The organism is Kutzneria sp. CA-103260 (assembly GCF_018263855.1).
In the GTDB taxonomy this organism is placed as follows: domain Bacteria; phylum Actinomycetota; class Actinomycetes; order Mycobacteriales; family Pseudonocardiaceae; genus Kutzneria.
On sequence record NZ_CP073318.1, the window covers coordinates 3,683,654 to 3,709,330 of the forward strand.

Below are 25,677 nucleotides of genomic sequence, written 5' to 3' on the forward strand. Positions count from 1 at the left end.
TCACCCCGACTCGTGGATGTGGAAGCCGCGCCCGGTCTTGCGACCCAGGTAGCCGGCGTCGACGAGGCGGACGAGGGACTTCGCGGGGGCCAGTGCCGGACCGCCGAACGCCTGGTCCAGGCTGCGCTGGATCTGCAGCGACACGTCCAGGCCAACCAGGTCGAGCAGCGTCAGCGGGCCCAGCGGGAATCCGTGCCCGCCAGTCATCACGGCGTCGATGTCGGCGGCGCTGACCCAGCGGTCGTCCAGCATCGCCGCCGCCCGGTTGAGGTACGGGAACAGCAGCGCGTTCACGATGAATCCGGCCCGGTCGCCACAGCCGACGGCGGTGCGTCCCAGCGACGCCGTCACGGCACGCGCCGTGGCCACGGTGGCGTCCGAGGTCAACAGCGTGCGCACAACCTCGACCAGCCGCATCGCCGGCGCGGGGTTGAAGAAGTGCATGCCGATCACCCGGTGCGGCCGGCTCGTCGCGGTGGCGCATTCGAGCACCGGCAGGCTCGACGTGGTCGTCGCCAACACGGTGTTCGCGTCGCACACGGAGTCCAGTTCGGCGAACACCCGGCGCTTCACGTCGAGGTCTTCGGCAACGGCCTCGATCACCAGATCGCAGTCGGCCAGGCCGCCGAGCGCGCCCACGCCGGCCAGCCGGTCCATGATCGCCGACTGTTCCGCCGTGGTCAGCCGGCCGCGGCGGACACCGCGGGTCAGCGATTCGTCGATGACACCGAGCGCTTCCTTGGCCCGCACGTCATTGCGCGCCGCGACCACGGTCCGGTAGCCGGCACGGGCGCACACCTCGGCGATGCCGGTCGCCATCCGGCCGCTGCCGACGACACCGATGGCGCGGACCGCCACGTCCTGCGGCTTCGCCACCGGCGCCGCCGTCGCCGCGGCCGGCCCGTAGTCGTAGAAGCCGCGTCCGGTCTTCTGCCCGTGCAGGCCCGCGACGCGCATCTGGGTCAGGACGCGAGCCGGCGCGAAAGTCCGGTCCCCGCAACGCTCATGCAGCGCGTGCAGCGTGTCGTGGACGACGTCCACCCCGATCTGGTCGATCTGTTCCAGCGGGCCGGTCGGCAAGCCGCAGCCCAGCCGCATCGCGGTGTCGATGTCGTCCCGGGATGCGTAGCCCTGCTCGTACATCGTGGCCGCGCCGTTGAGATAGCCCATCAGCAGCGCCCCGCCGACAAACCCGGCGTGGTCGCCGACCTCGACCGCGGTCAACCCCAGCTCCGAGATCAGCTCGACCATCGCGGTCGGCACGCCGTGCTCGGTGACCGGCGTCGACACCAGCTCGGCGGCGCCGTCCTCCAGCGACGTGGCCGCCGGGAACAGGTGCAGCCCGACCGTCCTGGGCATCCGACCGGATCGGGACGCGATCTCGGTGATCGACAGGCCGGTCGTCGTCGTGACGAAAACCGTGTCGTCGGGGCAGACCTCGTCGGCCCGTGCGAACACGTCGAGCTTGACCGGCAACTGCTCCGGCACCGCCTCCACGACCAGCTCCGCATCCGACGCCGCCTCGACGTCGACGGCGTACTGGATGCGACCTGACACCTCGGCGGCCCGGTCGGCGGGCACGGTCTCCTCGATCCGGCGGCGAACCCGCTCGCGGGCGGCGGCCAGCGCCGTCCCGTCCGCCTCGATCCCGACGACGTGCCGGCCGGCGGCGGCCAGCCACACGGCGAGCGCCGAACCGGTCGCGCCCAGCCCGATCATCGCCACCTTCGCAAAGGGCCGTGCCATCATGCGTCTCCGTCCCAGCGCAGCAGCGCCGTGCCGACCGTCATGCCGCTGCCGAACCCGGCCAGCAGCAGCATTTCCCCGTCCCGCAGCACGCCGCCGCGGCGTGCGTCGTCGAGCGCGAGCGGAATGGATCCGGCGCTGGTGTTGCCGTGATCGGCCACGGTCAGGTGCATCCGGGCCGCCGGCAGCCCGAGTCGCGGCTGGATGTTCTGCAACATCACGCCGTTGGCCTGGTGCGGCACGAAGTGGTCGACCTCGGCCGGCGCGATGTCATGCCGGGCAAGGACCCGCCGCACCGCGGCCGGCAGCTCGTCGGCCACGTACTCGCCGACCGCACGGCCCTGCATCCGGAAGAGGTGCCGGCCATCGGCCAGTGTCTCGGTCGACGCGGGCAGCCGGCTGCCGCCGGCCTCGACGCGGATCAGCTCGTGCCGGTCGCCGTGGCTGCGGATGTCCGCGCCGACGAAACCGCGATCACCCCGCACTGGGCCGAGCACCACGGCGCCGGCCCCGTCGCCGAACAGCACGGCGGTCCGCTTGTCGGTGCGGTCGATGATCCGCGAGTAGACGTCCGCGCCGATGACGAGCGCGTAGTCCTCGCCCCACGGGTCGACCAACTCGGCCGCCGCGGCCAGCGCGACCACGAATCCGGTGCACACGGCGTTCACGTCGAACGCCGCGGCGTTGACCGCGCCGATGTTCTCCTGCACCAGGCAGGCGGTCGGCGGCATGAGGTGGTCGGGCGTGGAGGTGGCGACCAGGATCGTGTGGACCTGCTCGGCCTGGACGCCGGCGTCCGCCAGCGCCGCGCGGGCCGCGTTGGCCGCCAGGTCCGAGGTGGCCTCGTGCGCGGCCGCGTACCACCGGTGGCGGATCCCGGTCTTGCGCAGGATCCACTCCTCGCTCGCCCCGGTCCACTCGGTGATCCGGTCGTTGGAGATCTTGTCCGCCGGCAGGTACGACCCGGTGCCGATGATGCCGACTTTCCGGTCGCGGGCAACGTCCATCGGAATGCTCTCCTGGAGGGTCAGGCCAGCGACGCCAGCCAGCGCTCGAGGACCCGCGCCATCGACGGCGCCCGGTCCTCGAGCATGGTGAAGTGATCGCCCTCGACCTCGCCGAGGACGTGCTCGGTGTGCCAGGACGCGCGCCACTCGCCGTCCGTGGCCGGGGCGGTCCCCGGGGCCGGCGGCAACGGCGTGTCCGGGCGCAGGAACAGGATCGGCGCGCGGACGTCCGTGATCGTCGACCGGGTGAACAGCTCGTAGTAGCGGCCCATCGCGGACAGCCGGGTGCTGGTGAACGGCCCGAACGTCGCCTCACGGTCGAACATGCCCTCGACCATCTGCGCGCCGAGGTCGTCGACGACGGTGTCGCCGGGCAGGAACGTGTCCAGCAGGACCAGGCCGGCCGGCGGCACGCCGACGTTCTCCAGGTAGCTGACCGCCGCGTGCGCGAAGTTGCCGCCGGCGCAGTAGCCCAGCAACACGAAAGGCCTGTCCTCCTGGACGGTCCGTCGCACGCTCTCCGCCCACATGCCGACGGCAGCGTCCACAGTGGACGGTAGCCGGTCCTCCTTGGCGAAGCCGAGCACCGGCAGCGCGTACAGGTCGCGCACGCCCTGGAAGTTGGCCGCCAGCCGAGCGAACTGGGTCGCGCCGCCCAATGCCATCGGGGTGCTGAAGCAGAACAGCTGGGTGCTCGCCGGCCCCGAGGCCAGCTTCAGCGGGGCCGGCACCTCGTCGAGTTCGGTGACCGACGTGAACGAGTCGCGCACGCCGGCCGCGGCCCCGAGCAGGGCGAGCCCCTCGTGGATGCGGCCGTTGCCGGACGCCTCGCGCAGCAGTCCGCTGAGCGTGTCCGACATGTCGGCGGCCGGCCCGCGGTCCGAGCCGGTGTCCAGCTCCGTGCCGATGTGCGCGGCGAGGGCAGCCGGGTTGCGGTGGTCGAAGACCACGGTCGCCGGCATCCGCAGCCCGGTCGCCTTGTTCAGCGCGTTGCGCAGCTCCATCGAGGTCAGCGAGTCGAAGCCGATCTCCAGGAAGTTCTGGTCCGCGGCAACGGCGTCCGCGTCGGCGTGGCCGAGCACCTTCGCCGTGTGCGTGCGGACCAGGTCGCGCAGCAGCTCGTCCCGTTCCGGCACGGTCAGTTCGGCCAACTTGTCGCGCAGGTCCGCGCCGTCGCCGGGACCCGTCGTGGTCTCCTCGTCGGCAAGGGCCGCCGCGACCTCGGGCAGCTCGCGTACCAGCGGGCGCTGCCGGCTGAGGGTGTAGGCCGGCGCGAACCGCTTCCAGTCGATGGACGCGACGACCAGGTGCGCCTCGTCGTGGTCGATCGCCTGGCGCAACGCGGCCGTGGCGATCGCCGGCGGCATGGTGAGCACGCCCAGCCGGGTCAGCATCGGCTCGGTTTCGGAGTCGACCATGCCACCGCCGCCCCAGGCGCCCCAGGCGACCGAGGTCGCCGGCCGACCGGCGGCGCGGCGGCGGTCGGCGAACGCGTCCGCGAAGGCGTTGGCGGCGGCGTAACCGGCCTGGCCCGACTGGCCCCAGACCGCCGAACCCGATGAGAACAGCACGAAGGCGTCCAGCTGGTGGTCGGCCAGCAGCTCGTCCAGCAGCAGCGCGCCGGCGATCTTCGCCCGGCCCGCCGCGGCGAACTCGTCGACCGTGGTCTCCGGCAGCGTGGCCGTGTCGTGCACGACGCCGGCCGCGTGCACGACGGCATTGGGCGGGTGCTCGGCGACCACTGCCGCCAGCGCGTCGCGATCGGTCACGTCGCAGGCGGCGATCGTCACCCTGGCGCCGAGTTCGGTCAGTTCGGCCGCCAATTCCTCGGCGCCGTCGGCCGCCGTGCCGCGGCGACTGGTCAGCACGAGGTGGTCCGCGCCGGCGCTGGCCAGCCACCGTGCCACGTGCGAGCCGACACCGCCGGTGCCACCGGTGATCAGGACGGTTCCGTTGGGGCGCCACGGCTTCTCGGCGGTCGCGTCGGCGGTTCGGGCGCGGGTCATCCGCCGGGCGAACGCGCCGCCGGAGCGGATCGCGATCTGGTCTTCTCCGTCTACTCCGGACAGTGCGGCGCACAGCCGGCCGAGCACCGTGCGGTCCGGGTCGGACGAGATGTCGATGACGCCGCCCCAGGTCTTGGGGTGGTCGAGGCCGAGCACCGTGCCCATTCCCCACAGCTGCGCCTGGAAGCAGCTGGCGATCTCCGCCGGGTCGGCCACCGGCACGGCGCCGGAGGTCACGCACCACAGCGGTGCGGCGACCTCGGCGTCGTGCAGTGCCTGCACCAGGGTGATGGTGTCGGCGATGCCGCGGGAGATGGTGTTGTGCAAGGGATGTGCACGGTCGTCGAGCCCGGTGAGCGCGAGGACGCCGGCGAGTGGTTCCGACGGAAGCAGTTCCGCCAGCGCCTTGCGGTCCCGGCCGTCGACATCCACGGTCAGCACCTCGGCGCCGTGCTCGGACAACGCCTTGTGCACCGTGCTGGACAGCTCTTGGGCGGCGTCGCCGGACGGCAGGACCATCAGCCACGTGCCGGTGAGCTCTGTCCTGTCGGACACCGTGATCGGCGTCCAGGTGACCCGGTAGCGCAGGTCGGCGATCTCGGCCCGTTCCCGGCTGCTCCGCCGCCACTCGGTCAGTGCGGGCAGCACGGCGTCGAACGCGGCGGTGTCGACGTCGAGGCCGGCCGACAGCGACCGGAAGTCCTTCCTTTCGACGGCGTCCCAGAACGCGGCGTCGGCCGCCGGGACACCGCCGGTCGACGCGCCCGGGTCGAGCCAGTAGCGCCGGCGCTGGAACGCATACGTCGGCAGCTCGACCCGTCGGCCGGCGATGCCCCAGTCAACGGCCACGCCGCCCACGTGTAGCCCGGCCGCCGACAACAGCAGCCGCTTCAGGCCACCGTCGTCGCGCCGCAGCGACCCGACGACAACCCCGGTGGCGCCGACGGAGTCGAGAATGTCGGACACCCCGACGGCCAGCACCGGATGCGGGCTGACCTCGACGAACACCCGCCGGCCGGCATCGACCAGCCGGCTGATCACACCGTGGAAGTCCACGGGACGCCGGGCGTTGTCGTACCAGTACTCCGGCCCGAGGTCGCCGGTGTCGACCAGTTCGCCGGTCACTGTGGAGAAGAACGGCACGCCGCCTGCGCGCGGCTCGATCCCGGCCAGCATCTCGACCAACTCATTGTGCAGCCGATCGACCTGGTCGCAGTGCGAAGCGACCGAGGAGGCGATCATGCGGGCCCTGATCTCCCGCTCCTCGCACCACTTGACGAGCTCCGCGAGGGCGTCCAGCTCACCGACCACAGTGGACGACCGCGGACCGTTCATCCCGCCGACCGACAGCCGGCCGTCCCAGGCGGTCAACGCGTCCGAGAGCTCGGCCGCACCCAACGCCACCGCGACGACGCCGCCCTTGCCGACAAGCTCGCGGGCGAACAGGCTGCTGCGCAACACCACCACTCGTGCGGCGTCCGCCAGCGACAACGCCCCCGCGACGCACGCCGCGGCGACCTCGCCCTGGGAATGGCCCACCACGGCGGAAGGCCGAACCCCCATCGCGTCCCAGACCGCTGCGAGTGACACCATCACGACGAACAACACCGGCTGCACGACGTCGATCCGCTCGATCGACGGCGCGCCGTCAACCCCGCGAACCACGTCGGCGACCTTCCAGTCCACAAGGGACTCGACGGCGGCGGCGCACTCCGCGAACCGGGCGGCGAACACCGGCGAGGAATCCAACAGCTCCACCGCCATGCCCACCCACTGCGATCCCTGGCCGGGAAACACGAACACCGTCTTGGTGTCGTCCTGAACGGCCCCGGTCACGGCGTTGGCCGCCTCGTCGCCGTCGGCGAGCGCGCGCACGCCGGCCAGCAGCTCGTCGACGTCCTGGCCGACGACGACGGCGCTGTGGTTGAGCGAAGCACGGTTGGCGGCAAGGGAATGGGCGATGTCGGCGATGTCCAGGTCCGGATTGGCCGTCACGTGCGTGTGCAACCGATCGAGCTGCGCCCGCAGCGCCGCCTCGCTTCGCGCCGAGACCAGCCACGGCGTGGCCACCGCAGTGCTTTCTCCGCCCGTTCCGGGCGGGGCGAGGTCGCTGCCCGTCGGCGGTTCCTCCAGGATCACGTGCGCGTTCGTCCCGCTCACGCCGAACGACGACACTGCCGACCGCCGCAGCCGCGATTCCGTGTCCCACGGCCGGTTCTCGGTCAGCAGCTCGACCCCACCGACCGACCAGTCCACATGCGACGACGGCTCGCCGACGTGCAGCGTCTGCGGCATGACGCCGTGCCGCATCGCCATCACCATCTTGATCACGCCGGCGACCCCGGCCGCGGCCTGGGCGTGCCCCATGTTCGACTTGATCGACCCCAGCCACAGCGGTCGCCCGGCCGGCCGGCCCTCGCCGTAAGTGGCCAGCAGCGCCTGCGCCTCAATGGGATCACCCAGGGTCGTGCCGGTGCCGTGGCCCTCGACAACGTCCACATCGGACGCCGCGACCCCGGCGTTGGCCAGCGCCCGGCGGATCACGCGCCGCTGCGAGGGGCCGCTCGGCGCGGACAGACCGTTCGACGCGCCGTCCTGGTTCACCGCCGAACCGCGCACCACGGCTAGCACCGGGTGGCCGTTGCGCTGGGCATCCGACAGCCGCTCCAACAACACCATGCCGACGCCCTCGGAGAACCCGGTGCCGTCGGCCGCGTCCGAGTACGCCTTGCACCGGCCGTCGACCGACAACCCGCGCTGGCGCGAGAACTCCACGAACAGCTCGGGCGAGGACAACACGGTCACGCCGCCGGCCAGCGCCATCGCGCTTTCGCCGCGCCGCAGCGAATCGCAGGCCAGGTGCAGCGTCACCAGCGATGACGAGCACGCCGTGTCCACGGTGAGCGCCGGACCCTTCAGGCCCAGCACGTAGGCGATCCGGCCGGAGATCACCGAGGTGGTGACGCCGGTCATCTTGTAGCCCTCGACGCCGTCGGGCAGCTCGGTGAGCCCCTCCCCGTAGCCGGCTGCGAAGGCGCCGACGAACACCCCGGTCTGACTGTCCTTCATGGCGGCCGGGTTCAGCCCGGCGCGCTCGAACACCTCCCAGGACGCCTCCAGCGCCAGCCGCTGCTGCGGGTCCATCGACATCGCCTCACGCGGGTTGATGCCGAAGAACTCCGCGTCGAACTCGTCGGCGTCGTGCACGAAGCCGCCGAACCGGGTGTAGACCTTGCCCGCCGCGTCCGGGTCCGGGTCGTACAGCCCGGCCAGGTCCCAGCCGCGGTTGGCCGGGAACGGCGTGATCGCGTCCCGGCCGTCAGCTACCAGCCGCCACAGGTCCTCCGGGGACCGGACGCCGCCCGGGAAGCGGCAGCTCATCGCCACCACCGCGATCGGCTCGGCCTGCCGCGCCCTGGCCTCGCGCAGCTGCTGCTGGGCCGACTGGAGGTCGGCGGTCACCCGCCGCAGATAGCCGAGGAGCTTCTGCTCGTCCGCCACGTCACGCCACCTTCCTACAGGCCCTTGTCGATCAGTTCGAACAGCTCGTCCGCGGTCGCCGTGGCCACGCCGCCGACGGTCTCGGACGCCTCGCCGCGCCAGTCGCCGAGCAGGGCGTGCAGCCGGGCGGTGATGGTGGACCTGGTCTCCTCGTCCGGCCGGATCCGGGCCAGCAGCTGCCCCAGGTCGTCCAGCTCGCGCAGCGCCCGCGCCTCGTCCGGCTCGCCGTCGGGGGCCAGCAGGCCGACCAGGAACGCCGCCAGCGCGGCGGAACTGGGGTAGTCGAACACCAGCGTCGCCGGCAGCCGCGCGCCGGTGGCCGTGCTCAGCCGGTTGCGCAGCTCCACCGAGGTGAGCGAGTCGAAGCCGAGCCGCTCGAACGGCGCGTCCGGCTCGACGCGTTCGGTCGACGGATAGCCCAGCACCGCGGCCACGTGCGAACGGACCAGGTCCAGCACTGCCCCGTGACGATCCGCTTCGGACATCTGTGCCAACCCGGCGGCCAGGTCCGGCCCGACGGCCGGCACGCCAGCCGAAGCGGCCCGCCGAGCGGGCGTGCGGACCAGGCCACGCAACAACGGCGCCGGCTCGTCGCCCAGATTGCTCAGGTCCCACCGAACCGGCGCCAGCACCGCGTCGGATCGCTGCCACGCTGCGTCGAACAGCGCGAGCCCGACCTCCGGCACGAGCGGAACCAAGCCCTCACGGGCCATCCGCCCGATGTCGGCGGCGGTCAACGCGCCGAGCATGCCGACGCCGGCCGACCACGGTCCCCAGGCCAGCGAGACCGCCGGAAGTCCTTGCGCCACACGGTGTTCGGCCAGCGCATCGAGGAAGGCGTTGGCGGCGGCGTAGTTCGCCTGACCGGCGCCGCCGAGCAGACCCGAGAGCGAGGAGAACAGCACGAACGCGGACAGGTCGGCACCGCGAGTGAGCTCGTGCAGGTTCGCCGCGGCGTCGGCCTTCGGCCGCAACACCCGGTCCAGCCGCTCCTCGGTCAGCGATCCGACCAGGCCGTCGTCGAGCACGCCGGCGGCGTGGACGACGGCCGTCAACGGATTCGCCTTGGCCAGTACGGCCGCGAGCGCGTCCCGGTCGGCGACGTCGCAGGCGACGATCTCCGTGCGCGCCCCCAGCGCGGCCAGCTCCGCCCGGAGCCGCTCGGCCTCCGGCGCCGCTGGACCGCTCCGGCTGATCAGGAGCAGATTGCGGACGCCGTGTGCGGCGGCGAGGTGACGGGCCACCACGCCGCCGAGTCCGCCCGTGCCGCCGGTGATCAGCACGGTGCCGTCGAGATCGAGCGGCGCCGGCTGGGTGAGCACGACCTTGCCGACATGCTTGGCCTGGCTGACATGTCGGAACGCCGCCCGCGCGCGGCACAGGTCCCAGGCGGTCAGCGGCAGCAGGCGGATCGAGCCGGCCTCGAACAGCGCCAGCAGTTCCCGCAGCATCTCGCCGATCCGGTCCTGGCCGGCGTCGCCGAGATCGAAGGGCAGGTAACGGATGCCGGGCATCGTCCCCGGGTCGCGCAGGTCGGTCTTGCCCATCTCGACGAACCGGCCGCCCGCGCCGAGCAGTCCCAGCGACGCGTCGACGAACTCGCCCGCCAGCGCGTTGAGCACCACGTCCACGCCGCGGAACTTCGCCTCGAACTCGCACGTTCGCGACGACGCGATGTGGTCGTCGGGAATTCCCATCTCCCGCAGGACATCCCACTTGCCCGGGCTCGCCGTGGCGAAGACCTCCGCGCCGATGTGCCGCGCCAGCCGCACGGCCGCCATGCCCACGCCGCTGGCCGCGGCGTGGATCAGCACCTTCTCCCCCGCCCGCAGCCCTGCGAGGTCGAACAGCCCGTAGTGCGCGGTCAGGAACGCGATCGGCACCGAGGCGGCCTCGGCGAACGACCAGCCGACCGGCATCGGCGCCACGGTCCGGTGGTCGACGACGACCTGTGGGCCGAAGGCACCTCCGTCGATCATGCCCAAAACCCGGTCGCCGACGGCCAGCCCGGCCACCCCCGCGCCGACTTCCGTGACGACACCGGCGCCCTCCAGCCCCATCGCGCCGGCGTCGCCCGGGTACATGTCCAGGGCGTTGAGCACGTCGCGGAAGTTCAGACCGGCCGCCCGCACCGCGATGCGCACCTGCCCGGCGGCCAGCGGCGCGACCGCCTCCGGCGCCTCGATGAACGCAAGGTTCTCCAGGCTGCCCTTGCTTGTGCTGTCCAGACGCCACGCGCCGTCGGCCGGCGGCGTCAGTTCTTCCTCTGCCGCCTGAGCGAGTCGAGGGGCCAGCACGGTGTCACCCCGGACAGCGACCTGCGGTTCGCCGGTGGCCACGGCGGCCGACAGTCGCTCGGCCGTGCACTCGTCATCGATGTCGGCGAGCACGAACCGGCCGGGGTTTTCCGTCTGGGCAGCGCGGATCAGGCCACACACCGTCGCGGCGGCCAGATCCCGCACCGGATGCCCGGCTCCCCTGGTCACCAGCACCAGCCGTGAACCGGCGAACCGTTCGTCGGCCAGCCACGCCTGCACCAGATCGAGCGCGCGGTGCAGCGCGGGGCGGACGTCCATGCCGGGCAGGCAGGCAAGCACGGTGCCGGGCACGGTCTCACCTATCTCGGCCAGCGAGCCGACGGTGTCGACACCGAGCCCGAATTCGTCCGTGCCGACCAGAACCCATCCGTCCACATCGGACTCACCGACCGGCTCCGGCACCCAGTCCAGGCGGTGCAGCCAACGGTGCGCTCCCGTCACGGCGGGGGTGGTGACGGGACGCAGCACCAGCGATCCGATCGAGGCCACGGCCCTGCCCTGCCCGTCGGCGACCTCCAGCCGCACCGCGTCGGTGGCCGTGGGCACGAGATGCACGCGCAGCGTCGACGCGCCGGTCGCGTACAGCTCGATATCGGACCAGGCGAACGGCAGGCTGGCCCGGTCCGAGGTGGAACCGCTGAGTTCGAGGGCGTGCAGCGCGGCGTCGAGCAGCGCCGGATGCAGGCCGAACCCGGCCGCCTCGTCCTCGGCCCCGGCCGGCAACGCGACCTCGGCGAACACCTCGCCATCCCGCGTCCACGCCGCCCGCAGACCCTGGAACATCGGCCCATACAGCAGGCCGTAGCCGGCGAGACGGTCGTAAAGCCCGGCCACGTCGACCTGATCGGCACCGGCGGGCGGCCACTCAGCCATCTCGAACTCGGCGCTGCCGGACGCCGGGGCCAGCGTCGCGGTGGCGTGCCGAACCCACGCCTCATCAGTCCACGAGTGCACGCTCAGCGGCCGCACACCCGATTCGTCGGCGGGCCCCACCACGACCTGGGCGCGGACCCCGCCGTGCGCCGGGAGCACCAGCGGGGCCTCGATCGTCAGATCGACGATGGCCGGGCACCCCACGTGGTCACCGGCATAGCCGGCCAGCTCGACGAATCCGGTGCCGGGAAAGAGAACCGAACCGGCCACATCGTGATCGGCCAGCCACGGCGAGGTCTGCGTGGACAGCGTGGCGGTGAACACGCAGCCACCCGATTCCGGCAGCTCGATCGCGGCCCCCAACAACGGATGCCCGGCCTTCGCCAGCCCCATCGACGTCGGGTCGTCCAGCCGGGGCTGGTTCAACCAGTACCGCTCGTGCTGGAACGGATAGGTGGGCAGGTCGACGCGCCGCGCGCCGGTGCCGGCGTAGAAGGTCTGCCAGTCGACGGAAACGCCGCGCACATGGGCCGCGGCCAACGCGACGATCACTTCGTGGCCGTCGTCGCGGTTGCGGCGCAGCAGCGGCACGAAGCCGTGGCCCCGGCCGTCGACGCAGTCCGGTCCCAGGGCCGACAACACGGCGTCCGGGCCGAGCTCCAGGAACGTCCTGACCCCCAGCGACGACAGTGTGGTCACGGCGTCGGCGAAGCGGACCGCCTCGCGGACCTGCCGCACCCAGTACTCGGCGCGGGCCAGGTCGCCCGGTTCGGCGACGGTCGACACGATCGGGATCCGGGGCTGCTCGTACGTCAACGACTCGGCCACCTCGCGGAACTCCGCCAGCATCGGCGCCATCCGCAGCGAGTGGAACGCGTGCGACACGCGCAGCCGACGGGTTTTGCGCCCCAGCTGCTCGAAGTGGGCCTGCACGGCCAGCGCCTCGGACTCCTCGCCGGACACCACCACCGCCGCCGGTCCGTTCACCGCGGCGATTGAGATGCCATCCGACAGCAGCGGGCGGACCTCGTCCTCGGTGGCCTGCACCGCGACCATCGCACCGCCAGCGGGCAGCGCCTGCATCAGCCAGCCCCGCGCGCTCACCAGCCGGCACGCGTCCGGAAGGGACAACACACCGGCCACCTGCGCCGCGGCGATCTCGCCAATCGAATGCCCCACCAGGTAATCCGGCCGAACACCCCACGACTCCAGCAGCGCGAACAGCGACACCTCAATCGCGAACAGGGCCGCCTGCGTGTTGACCGTCTGGTCCAGCGGATCCTGATCCGCGCCGAAGACGACGTCGCGCAGCATCGGGTCGAGCAGGGCGACGATCTCGTCGAACTTGTCGGCGAAGATCGGATACGTCTCGTACAGGGACTGTCCCATGCCCAGCCGCTGGCTGCCCTGGCCGGTGAACAGGAACGCCACCTTGCCGGAGCCGACCTCGACCGGCGCCTCCGCGTCGGACAGCGCACGCAGCCCGTTGCGCAGCTCCTCACGATCCGATCCGACGATGGCGGCCCGCCGCTCGAAGGCCACCCTGGTCGTCGCCAGCGAGTAGGCGAGGTCGAGCACCGTGAGATCGAGATCGTCCATACGTGCCAACACGTTCGCCGCCTGGTCGCGCAGCGCCGCGGCGGATCGCGCGCTCAGCACCAGCGGGTACGCGGCGAGCGGGCTCGGCTCGGCCGTCACCGGTTCGGTCTCCTGCGCCTGTTCGAGGATCACGTGGGCGTTCGTGCCGCTGATGCCGAACGAGGAGACGCCGGCGCGGCGCGGTCTCCCGGTCTCCGGCCACGGCATCTGCTTGGCCAGCACCTCGACCGCGCCGGCCGTCCAGTCCACATGGGACGATGGCCGGTCGGCGTTGAGGGTGCGCGGCGCGATGCCGTGTCGCAACGCCAGCACCATCTTGATCACACCCGCGACGCCGGCGGCGCACTGGGTGTGCCCGATGTTGGACTTGATCGACCCCAGCAGCAGCGGCGTGTCCCGGCCCTGCCCGTACGTCGCGAGCAGCGCCTGCGCCTCGATCGGATCACCCAGCGTGGTGCCCGTGCCGTGCCCCTCGACAACGTCCACATCGGACGCGACGAGCTGCGCGTTGTCCAGTGCCTGGCGGATGACCCGCTGCTGCGCCGGACCGCTCGGCGCGGACAGGCCGTTGGACGCGCCGTCCTGGTTGACCGCGGAGCCGCGAACAACCGCCAACACCGGGTGCCCAAGACGCTCGGCGTCCGACAGCCGCTCCAGCAGCAGCATGCCGACGCCCTCGGCGAACCCCGTGCCGTCGGCCGAGTCCGAGTACGCCTTGCACCTGCCGTCGGCGGCCAATCCGCGCTGCCGTGAGAACTCGACGAGGATCTCGGTGCTGAACAGGACCGTCGCCCCGCCGGCGAGCGCCATCGCGCACTCGCCGCGCCGCAACGAGTCACAGGCCAGATGCAGGGTCACCAGCGATGACGAACACGCGGTGTCGACAGTGAGCGCCGGCCCCTCCAGGCCGAACGTGTAGGACACCCGGCCGGACATCACCGCGGTGGCGTTGCCGGTGAGCAGGTGTCCCTCGACACCGTCCGGGAACGCGCCCGGTCCCATGCCGTACCCGCTCGCGGCGGCGCCGACGAACACGCCGGTCCGGCTTCCCCGCAGAGTCGCGGGGTCGATGCCGGCCCGTTCGAACAGCTCCCACGAGGTCTCCAGGATCAGCCGCTGCTGGGGATCGGCCGCCAGTGCCTCCCGTGGACTCATCCCGAAGAACGCCGGGTCGAAATCCGCGGCGTCGGCCATGGTCCCGGCGGCCCGGGCGTAGGTGGAGCCCGCGCGGGCGCCGTCCGGGTCGTACAGCCGGTCCAGGTCCCAGCCACGGTCGGCCGGCAGCTCCGACATCGCGTCCCGGCCGTCGAGCAGCAACTGCCACAGCTGCTCGGGGGTCCGCACGCCGCCGGGCAGCCGGCAGCTCATGGCCACGACGGCGATCGGCTCGTGGTCCCGGGCCGACAGCTCACGGACCCGCCGGTTGGCCTGCTGGAGGTCCGTGGTGGCCCGCTTGAGGTAGTCGCGCAGCCTTTCTTCGTTGCTCGCCATCGGCTTCAGCCAACTCCGCAGCACTCGTCGAGGGGTTCAGGACATGCCCAGTTCGTTGTCCAGGGCGGCGAATATCTCGTCGTCCGACGCCGCGGTCAGGTCCGCACCGGCGTCCTGGTCGGCGACCGCGTGGGTGTCACTCCACCGACGCAGCAACGTCTGCAGCCGCGTGGTGATCCGGTCCGGGGCGTCGCCCGCCCCGGTCACCTCGGCCAGCGCCGACTCCAGCCGGTCGATCTCGGCCAGCACCGACCCGGTCGGGTCGGCCGCCGGCGGGTTGAGCTCGGCCAGCAGGTGTTCCGCGAGCGCCGTCGGGTTCGGGTGGTCGAACACCATCGTCGCCGGCAGCCGCAGGTCAGTGGCGGTGTTGAGCCGGTTGCGCAGCTCCACCGCCGTCAGCGAGTCGAAGCCGACCTCACGGAACGCCCGGCCGGGATCGATCGCGTCGGGGTCGGCGTGACCGAGTACGGCCGCAGCGTGGGAGCAGACCAGCCGGACGAGCCGTTCCTTCTGCTCCACCGCGGACAAGCCGGCGAGTTGGTGCTCCAGCGTCGTTGCGGAGACCTCGGTCGTGCTCGCCGCCACCCGTCGCACCGGCGCCCGGCCGAAGCCACGCAACGGCGCGGGCAGCCGACCCGGCTGTTCGCGAAGGGCGGCCATGTCCAGCGGCAGCGCCACAAGCAGCGGTTCGTCCACCGCGCGGGCGGCGTCGAACAGCGCCATGCCCTGCTCCGACGACAAGGGCGGCATTCCGTCGCGTGCCATCCGCTCCACGTCGGCGTCGGACACATGCTCGGTCATGCCGCTGCGCTGTTCCCAGAAGCCCCAAGCGATCGACGACGCGGCCAGGCCCTGGGACCGCCGGTGCGCCGCGACGGCGTCCAGGAAGGCGTTCGCGGCCGCGTAGTTGCCCTGGCCGGCACTGCCGAGCACGCCGGCCGCCGACGAGAACAGCACGAACATCGCCAGGTCCATGTCCCTGGTCAGCTCGTGCAGGTGCCAGGCGGCGTCGACCTTCGGCCGGAACACGGTGTCGATCCGGTCCACCGTAAGGGATCCGACCAGGGCATCGTCCAGAACGCCCGCGGTGTGCACGATTCCGGTCAGCGGATGCTCGGCCGGGATGCTCGCGAGCACGCCGATCAACGCCTTCCGGTCCGACACGTCGCAGCCGATGACCGCGACCGACGCGCCCAGGTCCGTCAGCTCGGCGAACAGGTCGGCGTCGCCGCCGCTCCGGCTCACCAGCACCAGATGCCGAACCCCGTGCACGGCAACGAGATGCCGGGCCACCAGCCGGCCGAGCGTGCCCGTGCCGCCGGTCACCAGGACGGTTCCGCACGGGTCGAGCGCGGGCGGCATCGTCAGCACGATCTTGCCCACGTGCCGCGCGCCGGCCATGAACCGGAACGCCTCGCGGGCCCGTCGCACGTCCCAGGCCCGCACCGGCAACGGCGCCAGCACCCCGGCGTCGAACAGCGCCAGCAGTTCGACGAACATCCGCCGGATGTGGTCGGGTCCCGAGTCGATCAGGTCGAACGCGGCGTAGCGGATGCCCGGGTGGTCGGCCGGGTCACGGATGTCGGTCTTGCCCATCTCGACGAACCGGCCACCGGCCGGCAGCAGCCGCAGCGACGCGTCCACGAACTCGTCGGCCAGCGAGTTGAGCACCACGTCCACGCCACCGAACTTCTCCTCGAACTCGAGGGTCCGCGACGACGCGATGTGCTCGTCGTCCAACCCCAGCCCGCGCAGCACGTCCCACTTGCCCGGACTGGCCGTGGCGTACACATCGGCGCCCAGGTGCCGGGCCAGCTGCACGGCGGCCATGCCGACACCACCGGCACCGGCATGGATCAGCACCGACTCACCGGCCCGCAGCCCGGCCACGTGCGCCAACCCGTGGTACGCGGTCAGGAACACGCCGGAGACCGAAGCCGCCCGGGTGAACGACCAGCCGTCCGGGATCCTCGCCAGCAGGCGGTGATCCGCGACGCCGACCGGCCCGAACGCGCCGTCCAGCAATCCCATCACCCGGTCGCCGGGCGCCAGGTCCGTGACGTCGGCCCCGACCTCCAGCACGACGCCGGCCGCCTCACCGCCGATCGGGGCGTCACGCTCGGGCACCATCCCCAGCGAGACGACCACATCCCGGAAGTTCACCCCGGCGGCGCGGATCGAGACCCGAACCTGGTGCGGCTCCAGCCGTGCGCCCGCGGCGGGGTGCGGCACCAGCGCGAGACTGTCCAGGTCGCCCTTGTCCACGGCGTCCAGCCGCCAGTGCGCGATGCCGGCCGGCACGGTCAGGGCCGCGCTGGTGGATGCCCGCGCGAGTCGCGGCACCGAGACGGATCCGTCGCGGACGCAGAGCGAGGGCTCGCCCGAGACCGCCGCGGCGAGGACGTCGTCCACCGGCAGCGGGCCGCCGTCCACGTCGACGGTGACGATCCGGGCCGGGTTCTCCGACTGCGCGGACCGGACGAGGCCGAAGCCCGCTGCCACCGCCGGATCGGCGCCGTTCCCGACCAACACCAGCCGCGTGTCCGGGAAACGCTCGTCGGCCAGCCACTCCCGGACCAGCTCCAGCACCCGGTGCGCGGCCAGGTGGGCTGCCTCGGCGTCACCGCCGCCGGGGGCCGCTGCGAGGACCAAGTCGACGCCGGAGCCGGCGATCGCGTCCAGGTCGGCGTGCCGGGGCGCGTCGATACCGACCTCGTAGTGGCCGAGCACCACCGCCCGGATCGGTACGCCGGGAGAATCCAGTTGCGGCGCAACGAGGTTCATCCGGAACAGCGCGTCGCCGGCCGAGCCCGACGCGACCGACAGCTGCTGCCGCGTGACCGGGAGCGAGACCAGGTCGCCGATCGACACCACCGGCGCACCGGACGCGTCCGCGATCCGCACCGACATGGCGTCCGGCGCGGTCGCCCGGACGTGCACCCGGACATCGACGGCGCCGACCGCGTGCCGGGTGACGTCGCTCCAGGCGAACGGCAGGCTGACACCGGTGTCTTCCTTGCCCAGCAAGAACTCCGCGTGCAGGGCTGCGTCGAGCAGGGCCGGGTGGACGCCGAAGGAACCTGATTCGCCCGCCGCAGCGGGCAGGCTGACCTCGGCGAAGACCTCGTCGCCCCGTCGCCACGCGGCGCGCACGCCCTGGAACGCCGGACCGTAGCCGTAGCCACGGGCGGCCAGGCGGTCGTAGAGGTCGGTGACATCGACCGGTGTCGCGCCGGCCGGCGGCCACGCCGCGAGATCGAAATCCGCCGCCGCAGCGGTCTGGCTGACGAAGCCACGGGCGTGGCGGATCCACGGCGTGTCGACGTCGCTGTCGGCCGGGCGGGAGTGCACGACCACCGGCCGGCGGCGCGTCCCGTCGGTCGCGCCGACGAAGACCTGCAACTGCACGGCGGTGTGCCGCGGCATGACCAACGGCGTCTCCACCGTCAGGTCGTCGACGGTGTCGCAGCCGAACTGGCCGCCGGCCCAGGTCGCGAGCTCCACGAACGCCATGCCGGGGACCAGCACCGCCCCGCCGGCCACATGGTCGGCCAGCCACGGATGCGTGGCCAGCGACACCCGGCCGGAGAAGGCGACGCCACCGGAGTCGGCCAGCACGACGGCCGCGCCGAGCAGCGGATGGTCCGCCGGCAGCAACCCGGCCGCGCTCACGTCGGCGGGTCCGTCGGCCGCGTCCAGCCAGAACCGCCGGCGCTGGAACGGATACGTGGGCAGGTCGACGGCCGTCGCCCCGGACTGCCCCAGCCACTTCGCCCAGTCCACCGCGACGCCCTGCACGTACGCCTGCGCCATCGACAGGTGCAGCCGGTCCAGCCCGCCGTCGTCGCGACGCAGCGACCCCACCGCGATGGCGGCGCCTTCGGCGTGCTCGACGATCTCCTGGATCGCCATGGCCAGCACCGGATGCGGGCCCACCTCGATGAACGCGTCGATGCCCTGGTCGAGCAGCTGGCCGATGGCTTCCTCGAAGCGGACCGTCTGAAGCAGGTTGGTGTACCAGTACTCGGCGTCCATCACCGCGGTGTCGATCATCCCGCCGGTCACCGTCGAGATGAGCGGGAGCTCGCTCGTAGCCGGCCGCAGCGGGGCCAGATCCGCCATGATCAGCTCGCGGGTGGCCGCGGCCTGCGCGGAGTGCGAGGCGTAGTCGACCTTGGCCATCTTGGCCGCCACCCGGTCTCGCTCCAGCTCCCGCCGGAAACGGTCGAGCGCCGTCGACTCGCCGGAGACCACGACGGTGGCCGGGCCGTTCAGGGCGGCGATGGAAACCTTGTCGTCAAAGGGAATCAGGCGCTCGCGCACCTCGTCAGCCGGCAGCGGGACGACCATCATGCCGCCGAGGCCGGACAGCTTCCGGTGGATCGCCTGGCTGCGCAGCGCGGAGATCCGGGCGCCGTCCTCCAGCGACAGCGCGCCGGCCACGCAGGCCGCCGCGACCTCGCCCTGGGAATGACCCACGACGACCTCCGGCTCCACGCCGTAGGACCGCCACAGCTGGGCCAGCGACACCATCACCGCCCACAGCGCCGGCTGCACGACGTCGACCCGGTCCAGCGTCGGCGCGCCAGGGGCGCCGTACAGCACCTCGTCCAGCTTCCAGTCCACGTACGGGGCCAGCGCGTCGGCGCAGCGGCTGATCCACTCGGCGAAGACCGACGAGCCGGCCATCAGCTCGACGGCCATGCCCGACCACTGAGAACCCTGGCCGGGGAACACGAACGCCACCCGGCGGTCGGCGCCGGCGACCCCGCGGACCAGGTTGCCCGCCATGTCGTCGTCGGCCAGGGCCCGTAGCCCGGCGGTCAGCCGGTCGGGCTCAGAGCCGACAACGACGGCTCGATGCTCCAGCCGCGCCCGCGTGCGCGCCAGCGAGTATCCAACGTCCACAATGGACTCAGCCGTCACTCGGCCGGCGAGCTGTTCGGCCTGGGCCCGCAGCGCTGCCGCCGACTTCGCGGACAGCACCCACGGCGTCGCGGCGGCGGCCGGGCGCGGCTGGACGGTGTCCTCCGCCGGCGCCTCCTCGATGATCACGTGGGCGTTGGTGCCACTGATCCCGAACGAGGACACGCCGGCCCGACGCGGAGCCTCGGTCCGCGGCCAGGCCCGCTGCTCGGTCAGCAGCCGCACCGCGCCGGCCGACCAGTCCACGTGTGGAGACGGCTCACCGGCGTGCAATGTCATGGGCAGCACGCCGTTGCGCATCGCCAGCACCATCTTGATCACGCCGGCCACGCCGGCGGCGCCCTGGGTGTGCCCGATGTTGGACTTGACGGAGCCCAGCCACAGCGGTTCCCGGTCGCCGCGCTCCGCGCCGTAGGTGGCTAACAATGCCTGCGCCTCAATGGGATCGCCGAGCGGGGTGCCGGTGCCGTGCGCCTCGACCGCGTCCACCTCGGCCGCGCCCAGCCGGGCGTCGGCCAGCGCCTGCCGGATCACCCGCCGCTGGGACGGGCCGCTCGGGGCGGTCAGCCCGCTGCTGGTGCCGTCCTGGTTGGTCGCGCTGCCGCGGATCACCGCCAGCACCCGACGCCCATTGCGTTCGGCGTCGGAAAGCCGCTCCAGCAACAGCATGCCGGCACCCTCGCCCCACCCCGTGCCGTCGGCCCCGGCGCCGAACGCCCGGCACCGCCCGTCCGGCGAAAGGCCGCCCTGCCGGGAGAACTCCACGAAGGTCTCCGCGGTCGACATCACCGTCACGCCGCCGGCCAGCACCAGCGAGCATTCGCCGCGCCGCAGCGCCTGGATGCCCCAGTGGATCGCGACCAGCGACGACGAGCACGCGGTGTCGACGGTGACCGCCGGCCCCTCCAGGCCCATGGCGTACGACACGCGTCCGGTGGCGATGGCGCCGTCGCTGCCGTTGCTCAGGTAGCCGGCCACATCCTCCGGCGGGCGCCTGACCCGGGCGCCGTAATCGTGGTAGATCACCCCGGCGAACACACCGGTCGCGCTGCCACGCAACGACGTCGGGTCGATCCGGGCCGACTCGACCGCCTCCCAGGACGTCTCCAGCAGCAGCCGCTGCTGCGGGTCCATCGCGACGGCTTCCCGCGGGCTGATGCCGAAGAACGCCGGGTCGAACCCGGCCACGTCCGACAGGAAGCCGCCGGACTCGGTGTGGCTGGCGCCGCCGCGCAGGCCGTCGAGGTCCCAGCCACGGTCGGTCGGGAACTCGCCGATGGCGTCGCCGCCCGCGGCGACCAGCCGCCACAGCTGCTCCGGCGTGCTGACGCCGCCCGGGAAGCGGCAGCTCATGCCGACGATCGCGACCGGCTCGTGCTCCCGATGCTCGGCCTCACGCAGCCGCTGCCGCGCCTGTCTGAGGTCGGCGGTCGCCCGCTTGAGGTAGTCGAGAAGCTTGGCCTCGTTCTCCACGTGTCCCCCATCGGACCGATTCGGGCTCCATGCACAGCGAATTCACAGCAAATTCCCAGAATTCGACGTTATATGCCGGACTCCACGGCGAACACGAAAAAACTATGGTGAGACCGGAAGCCCGAACACCCCTAAGGGTCCCCTCAGTCTCCCCTACGGGAATGCCTGGCGGCGATGTCGGCCATATCGGCGACGACGTCGTGCGGGCTCGGCGTGGCCGCCATCTCGCGCCGGACCGCGTCGGCGGCCACCCGGAACGACGGCTCGTCCAGTAGCCGCAGCAGGCCGGCGCGCACCGTCTCGGCCGACAGCTCGGCCGGGTCGATCACCAGCGCGGCGCCCCGGTCGGCCAGCCGCCGCGCGACGCCCGCCTCGTCGTAGAGCGCGGCCGGCACGAACAGCTGCGGCACCCCGTGCACCAGGGCCGTCATCGTGCTCCCGGTGCCGCCGTGCTGCACGATGGCCGAACAGGTGGGCAGCAGCGCGTTGAGTGGCACGAAGTCGACCAGCCGCACGTTGTCCGGCACCTTGACGTCCCGGCCGAACTGGTGGGCGTTGAGCGTGGCCACGACCTCCAGGTCCAGGTCGCCGACCGCGTCGAACAGCTCCTGGGCCCGGATGCTTCCCTTGCCGGCCCACACCTCACGCCCGGACACCCCGAGCGTGAAGCACACTCGCGGCCGCGCCGCCGGACCACGCAACCAGGACGGGATCTCGGCCGGACCGTTGTAGGGCACGAAACGCACCGGCAGGTGCTCGCCGTCGACGTCGAACTTCATCCAGGACGGCATCGAGTCCAGCGTCGCGTGGCCGAGCAGCACGTGCTCGTCGTACTCGCAGTCGTAGCGGGCCAGCTTCTCGGTGATCCAGTCCGCGACCGGATCCTCGGTCGACCCGCCCGCCTGCTCGGCCCGCAGCTTGTGGAACAGCGTGCGCATCCGGCCCCAGTGGTCACGGCCGAACGTGCTACGGATGTGCGCGGCGCCGCAGGCCTTCGCGGCGACCGGCCCCGGGAAGGTGATCGAGTCCCATACCACCAGGTCGGGCCGCCAGCTCCGGCAGAACGCCACCAGGTCGTCGTACATCGACTCGTCGGTGATCAGATCCAGGGCCAGCGGCGACGCGAACGCCGCCAGGCAGTCCCGCACGTACTCGTAGCTGAGCACCTCGGGGCGTTCCTCGGCGATGTCGAAGCCCGAGCCGAAGATCTGCTCCTCCGGCGGCAGCTGGGCGAGCCGCTCGGCGATGTCGGACGGGCGGCCGACGGAGACGGCGGTCAGACCGGTTCTGGTGACCGAGTCGAGGATGTCCGGCTGGGTGGCGACGACGACCTCGTGCCCGGCCGCCTTCGCCGCCCACGCGATAGGCACGACGAGAAACAGGTGCGCGTTCGCCGCGTGCTGGGTGAACAGGACACGCATGGGATCTCCCTGCAATCAGTGGGCACGTTCGAACGGCAATTCCCGCCGCGCGACCGGCAACGCTACTGAAAACCCGGAAAATACCCAGCCCCTAGCTCACCCTTGGGCCACCCCTAATCGACCTGACCGACGCCCCCTTTCTCACTGGCAATTCACCGCGCGCAGCACCCCCACCGGCTCAGCCGCCGCGGACGCCACCGACAGCCGCCCCGGCAGGTCCGCCCGGCTTTTCACCTTCAGCTTGCGGTACACCCGGGTCAGGTGCTGTTCCACCGTGCTGGCCGTGATGCTCAGCCGGTGGCTGATCTCGCGGTTGGTGTGCCCCCGCGCGGCCAGCCGGGCCACCCGCAGCTCCGCGTCGCTGAGCACCGGCCCGCCATCGTCGGCACGGTCGCGCACGATGCTGGTCACGGTGGTCGACTCGACCACCGCGGCGAACGCCCTGGCCTGCTGGTCGGCGGAGCGGGCCACGATCCGCGCCCGCGAGAAGTCCCCCAGCTCGTCGTACGCCTTGCTCAGCTCGGCCATGGCCCGGGCCAGCTCCAGCCGGTCGCCGGACTCCTGCAACGCGTCGATCGCCGAGTCCAGCAACGCCGGCCGCCGCCGCAACTCGCTGCACGAGGCCAGCACCCGGGTGGCCACCGCGCGGCTGCGCGGGCGCTGACACAGCCGAAGTTCCTCGGTGGCCAGCTCGAAGGCCAGCTGCTGGTTGCCCATCTGCAGGTGCGCCTGCGCCAGATCGGTCCGCCACGGCAGCACCTCGGGCAGATCGAGGTTCCAGGCCGGGAGCCGCGCGCCGCACTTGCCGAAATCGGACAGCGCGCCGAGCACCTGGCCGGTGCCGAGCCGGTGGTGGCCGCGGGCACGCAGGTACCGCACCCCCAACAGGGTGTTCTCGGCGGCCGCCGGCACGACGTGCCCGCTCAGCTCCTCGACCTGCTCGTGCCGACCGAGCGCGGTGCACGCGGTCAGCAGCACCGTGAGCGGCAGGCTTACGAGCACACCCCAACCGGGACCGGGCAGGACCCGCAGGGCGGACTCGGCCAGGGTCACCGCCTGCTCCAGATCCCCCTTGCGCAGCAAGACATCCGCGTACGTCGCGGTGAGCAGCGCCTGCCAGGTGGCGGCTCCCCGCTCGGTGGCCTCGGCCAGCAGCGCCGTGCACCAGTGCTCGGCCAGGTCCGACTCGTCGGCGTGCAGCAGCGCGAACAGCGAACCCACGATGATCTCCACAGTGGAGTCGCTCAAGCGGCAGCTCCGCAGGATGTGGGTGGCGTTGCGGACGATCTGCTCGGTCGGCCCCTCGTAGAACAGGTTGCACAGCGACAGCGCGGCCTCGAACCAGGGGCTCGGCTCGTTCGAGTTCAGCAGCTCGACACAGGAGGCGCGCTTGCCGTAGATCCACTGGTGCCCGAGCAGGAACGCGATCGCGTCGTGCCCGATGTCCGCGTGGACGGCCGTGACGTCCTCGAGGTGCTGGTCGAAAACGCCTTGCCAGAGCAGATGCCGGACGGCCGTCGTCGCGTTGGCCGGGCCCAGTCGGCGCTCGTGCAGAGCCTGGAGCAACGGCGTCAGCCGCGGCGCCGCCAGCGCCGGGTTCAGCCGCCACAGCGCCCGCGCCAGCAACTCGGTGATCGCCGCGCTTTCCTGTTCGTCGGCGCACGAGGTCAGGGCCAGGTCCAGCGCCGCCACGACCAGCGCCACATCGTCGTCGGCCAGCGCCTGCGTCGCCGCGTCACGCAGGACCGAGACCGCCCACGGGCCGGGCACCGCGCCGCCGGCGATCAGGTGGCTGCTCACCTCCGGCGCGGAAGCCCCGCGCTGGTAAAGGAATTCGGCCGCGCCCAGGTGCAGCCAGGTCCGCTCGCGCGGCGACATCGCGTCCAGCACAGCCGCCGCGCTCTGCTCGTGCCGGAACTGGTAATCCATGAGCAGGCCGGCGTCGGCGAGCACCTCCATGATCGGCGTCACCGTCACCGAGGCCAGGCCGGTCAGCGCCGCCGTCGACTCCGCGGTCGCATGCTCACCCAGGACCGCGACCGCCCTGGCCACCATCAGCAGCCGCGGCTCCCAGCGGTGCAGGCAGGACAGCACCGCCTGGCGGAAGGCCGCGCCGACCGCGAGCGGGCCGTCCAGGCCGCCGTCGTTGTCGCTGACCAGGGCCTGCGCCAGCAGCGGATTGCCGCCGGTGAGCAGGTGGACGTGCCGTGCTGTGGCGGCCGAGACCGGCTGTCCGGCCAGCTCCGCGACCAGGTCGGCGATCCCGTCCACGGACAGCGGCGCCAGCTCGACCACCTTGTGCGGCAGCCGCGTGACCTCGGCGTCGAACAGCGGCTGTGTCGACAGCGGCCGCGCCCACTCGGTGAGGATCAACAGAATGCGGGTCCGGTTGAGCCGGCGGCACAGGTACAGCAGGACCTGGAGCGAGGCCTCGTCGGCGAAGTGGACGTCGTCGACGCCGATCACCACCGGACCGGTCTTCGCCAGTTCCAGCAGCAGGTCGCACAGCGCGCGCACGGTGCGCGCGTCCGACTGACGCAACGTCGAGTGCTCGTCGACGTCGTCGGTTGTCGCCGCGTCGGCGAACAGCAGGCGGCTCGCCCGCTCCAGCACCTCCACGGGCAGCGCCGCGGTGTTGAACAGCTGGTCGATCAGGCCCATCCGCAGTCGGCGCTCGGCCCTGGCCCCGGTCGCCGTCAGCACCAGCGCCCCCTCGGACAGCGCGCTGTCGCAGTATCGCTCCAGCAGCGCGGTCTTCCCCCCGGCCAGCCCGCCCGTCACCACCACGACGCGGCCCCGTCCGCGATCGGCGTCGGCGAATGCGGCGTGCAGCGTGGCCAATTGCTCGGTGCGACGCACAAAAGACATGCTATGCACCATTCCCCCAATCTTCAGCCCCAAGCAGAACAACCGATTCACAGCACAACAGTTCCCCGCCTGAACATCGAGCCTATCAAATACCCCCAAACAGATCGCCGGCCTGCTCGCGATCATGTTCATAACTTGCACGAACGAACACCCAGCACGACGGGACACATCGGAACCGACAGTCGAACACGCAGGTCAGGCCATCCAAGCTCACCGTACTATAAACTCGCCAGTAACACCTACCGGCCATTCAACCGAAACGATATCGCCACACCCCCATTCGGCCTAATGCCGCCTTTTGACGGAGGGACTGCAACCTTCTGGCCGATGCACCCAGCGCGGTCGGCAAAACAAAACGGTCGTCACTGACATCCGAAATTGTTTCGCCACGGTAACCCAATTCGCCCGACGACGCCGGCGGCGCGGCGTCGAACGGTCGAATTATCCG

5 protein-coding genes and 2 pseudogenes are annotated in these 25,677 nt (G+C 72.1%); all 7 read right to left on the reverse strand.

What is annotated here, in order from left to right; translation table 11 throughout:
* The 7 genes and pseudogenes from JJ691_RS15875 to JJ691_RS15905 all read right to left on the reverse strand — a co-directional run bounded on the left by JJ691_RS15875 (nt 1) and on the right by JJ691_RS15905 (nt 25,229).
* On the reverse strand, nt 1–1,746 hold the full coding sequence (locus JJ691_RS15875) for a 3-hydroxyacyl-CoA dehydrogenase family protein (protein WP_211769532.1): 1,746 nt from the start codon (nt 1,744–1,746) through the stop codon (nt 1–3).
* Entirely contained in the window at nt 1,746–2,753 is a 1,008-nt protein-coding gene (locus JJ691_RS15880) for a 3-oxoacyl-ACP synthase III family protein (RefSeq protein WP_211769533.1), read from the reverse strand. The genes JJ691_RS15875 and JJ691_RS15880 overlap by 1 nt, the downstream gene beginning before the upstream one ends.
* Nucleotides 2,754–2,773: 20 nt before the next feature.
* Nucleotides 2,774–8,227: pseudogene (locus JJ691_RS15885) on the reverse strand (type I polyketide synthase); the annotation flags it as partial.
* Nucleotides 8,228–8,274: 47 nt separating this feature from the next.
* Nucleotides 8,275–14,565 (reverse strand): SDR family NAD(P)-dependent oxidoreductase, encoded by a 6,291-nt coding sequence (locus JJ691_RS15890; protein WP_442912726.1) that lies wholly within the window; start codon nt 14,563–14,565, stop codon nt 8,275–8,277.
* 12 nt (nt 14,566–14,577) lie between these two features.
* Nucleotides 14,578–20,931: pseudogene (locus tag JJ691_RS15895) on the reverse strand (SDR family NAD(P)-dependent oxidoreductase); the annotation flags it as partial.
* Between the two features lie 152 nt (nt 20,932–21,083).
* Nucleotides 21,084–22,361: an activator-dependent family glycosyltransferase gene (locus JJ691_RS15900; protein WP_211769537.1), complete on the reverse strand. Its 1,278-nt coding sequence runs from the start codon at nt 22,359–22,361 to the stop codon at nt 21,084–21,086.
* A gap of 141 nt (nt 22,362–22,502) precedes the next feature.
* Nucleotides 22,503–25,229 carry an AAA family ATPase gene (locus JJ691_RS15905; protein ID WP_211769538.1) on the reverse strand — a complete coding sequence of 909 codons (2,727 nt, stop codon included), beginning with the start codon at nt 25,227–25,229 and terminating at the stop codon, nt 22,503–22,505.
* Between the last annotated feature and the right edge of the window lie 448 nt (nt 25,230–25,677).

Bases quoted from the DNA above. Each gene is read 5' to 3' on its own strand.
- JJ691_RS15875 (WP_211769532.1), bottom strand. From the start codon at position 1,746: ATGGCACGGCCCTTTGCGAAGGTGGCGATGATCGGGCTGGGCGCGACC.
- JJ691_RS15880 (WP_211769533.1), bottom strand. From the start codon at position 2,753: ATGGACGTTGCCCGCGACCGGAAAGTCGGCATCATCGGCACCGGGTCG.
- JJ691_RS15900 (WP_211769537.1), bottom strand. From the start codon at position 22,361: ATGCGTGTCCTGTTCACCCAGCACGCGGCGAACGCGCACCTGTTTCTC.
- JJ691_RS15905 (WP_211769538.1), bottom strand. From the start codon at position 25,229: ATGTCTTTTGTGCGTCGCACCGAGCAATTGGCCACGCTGCACGCCGCA.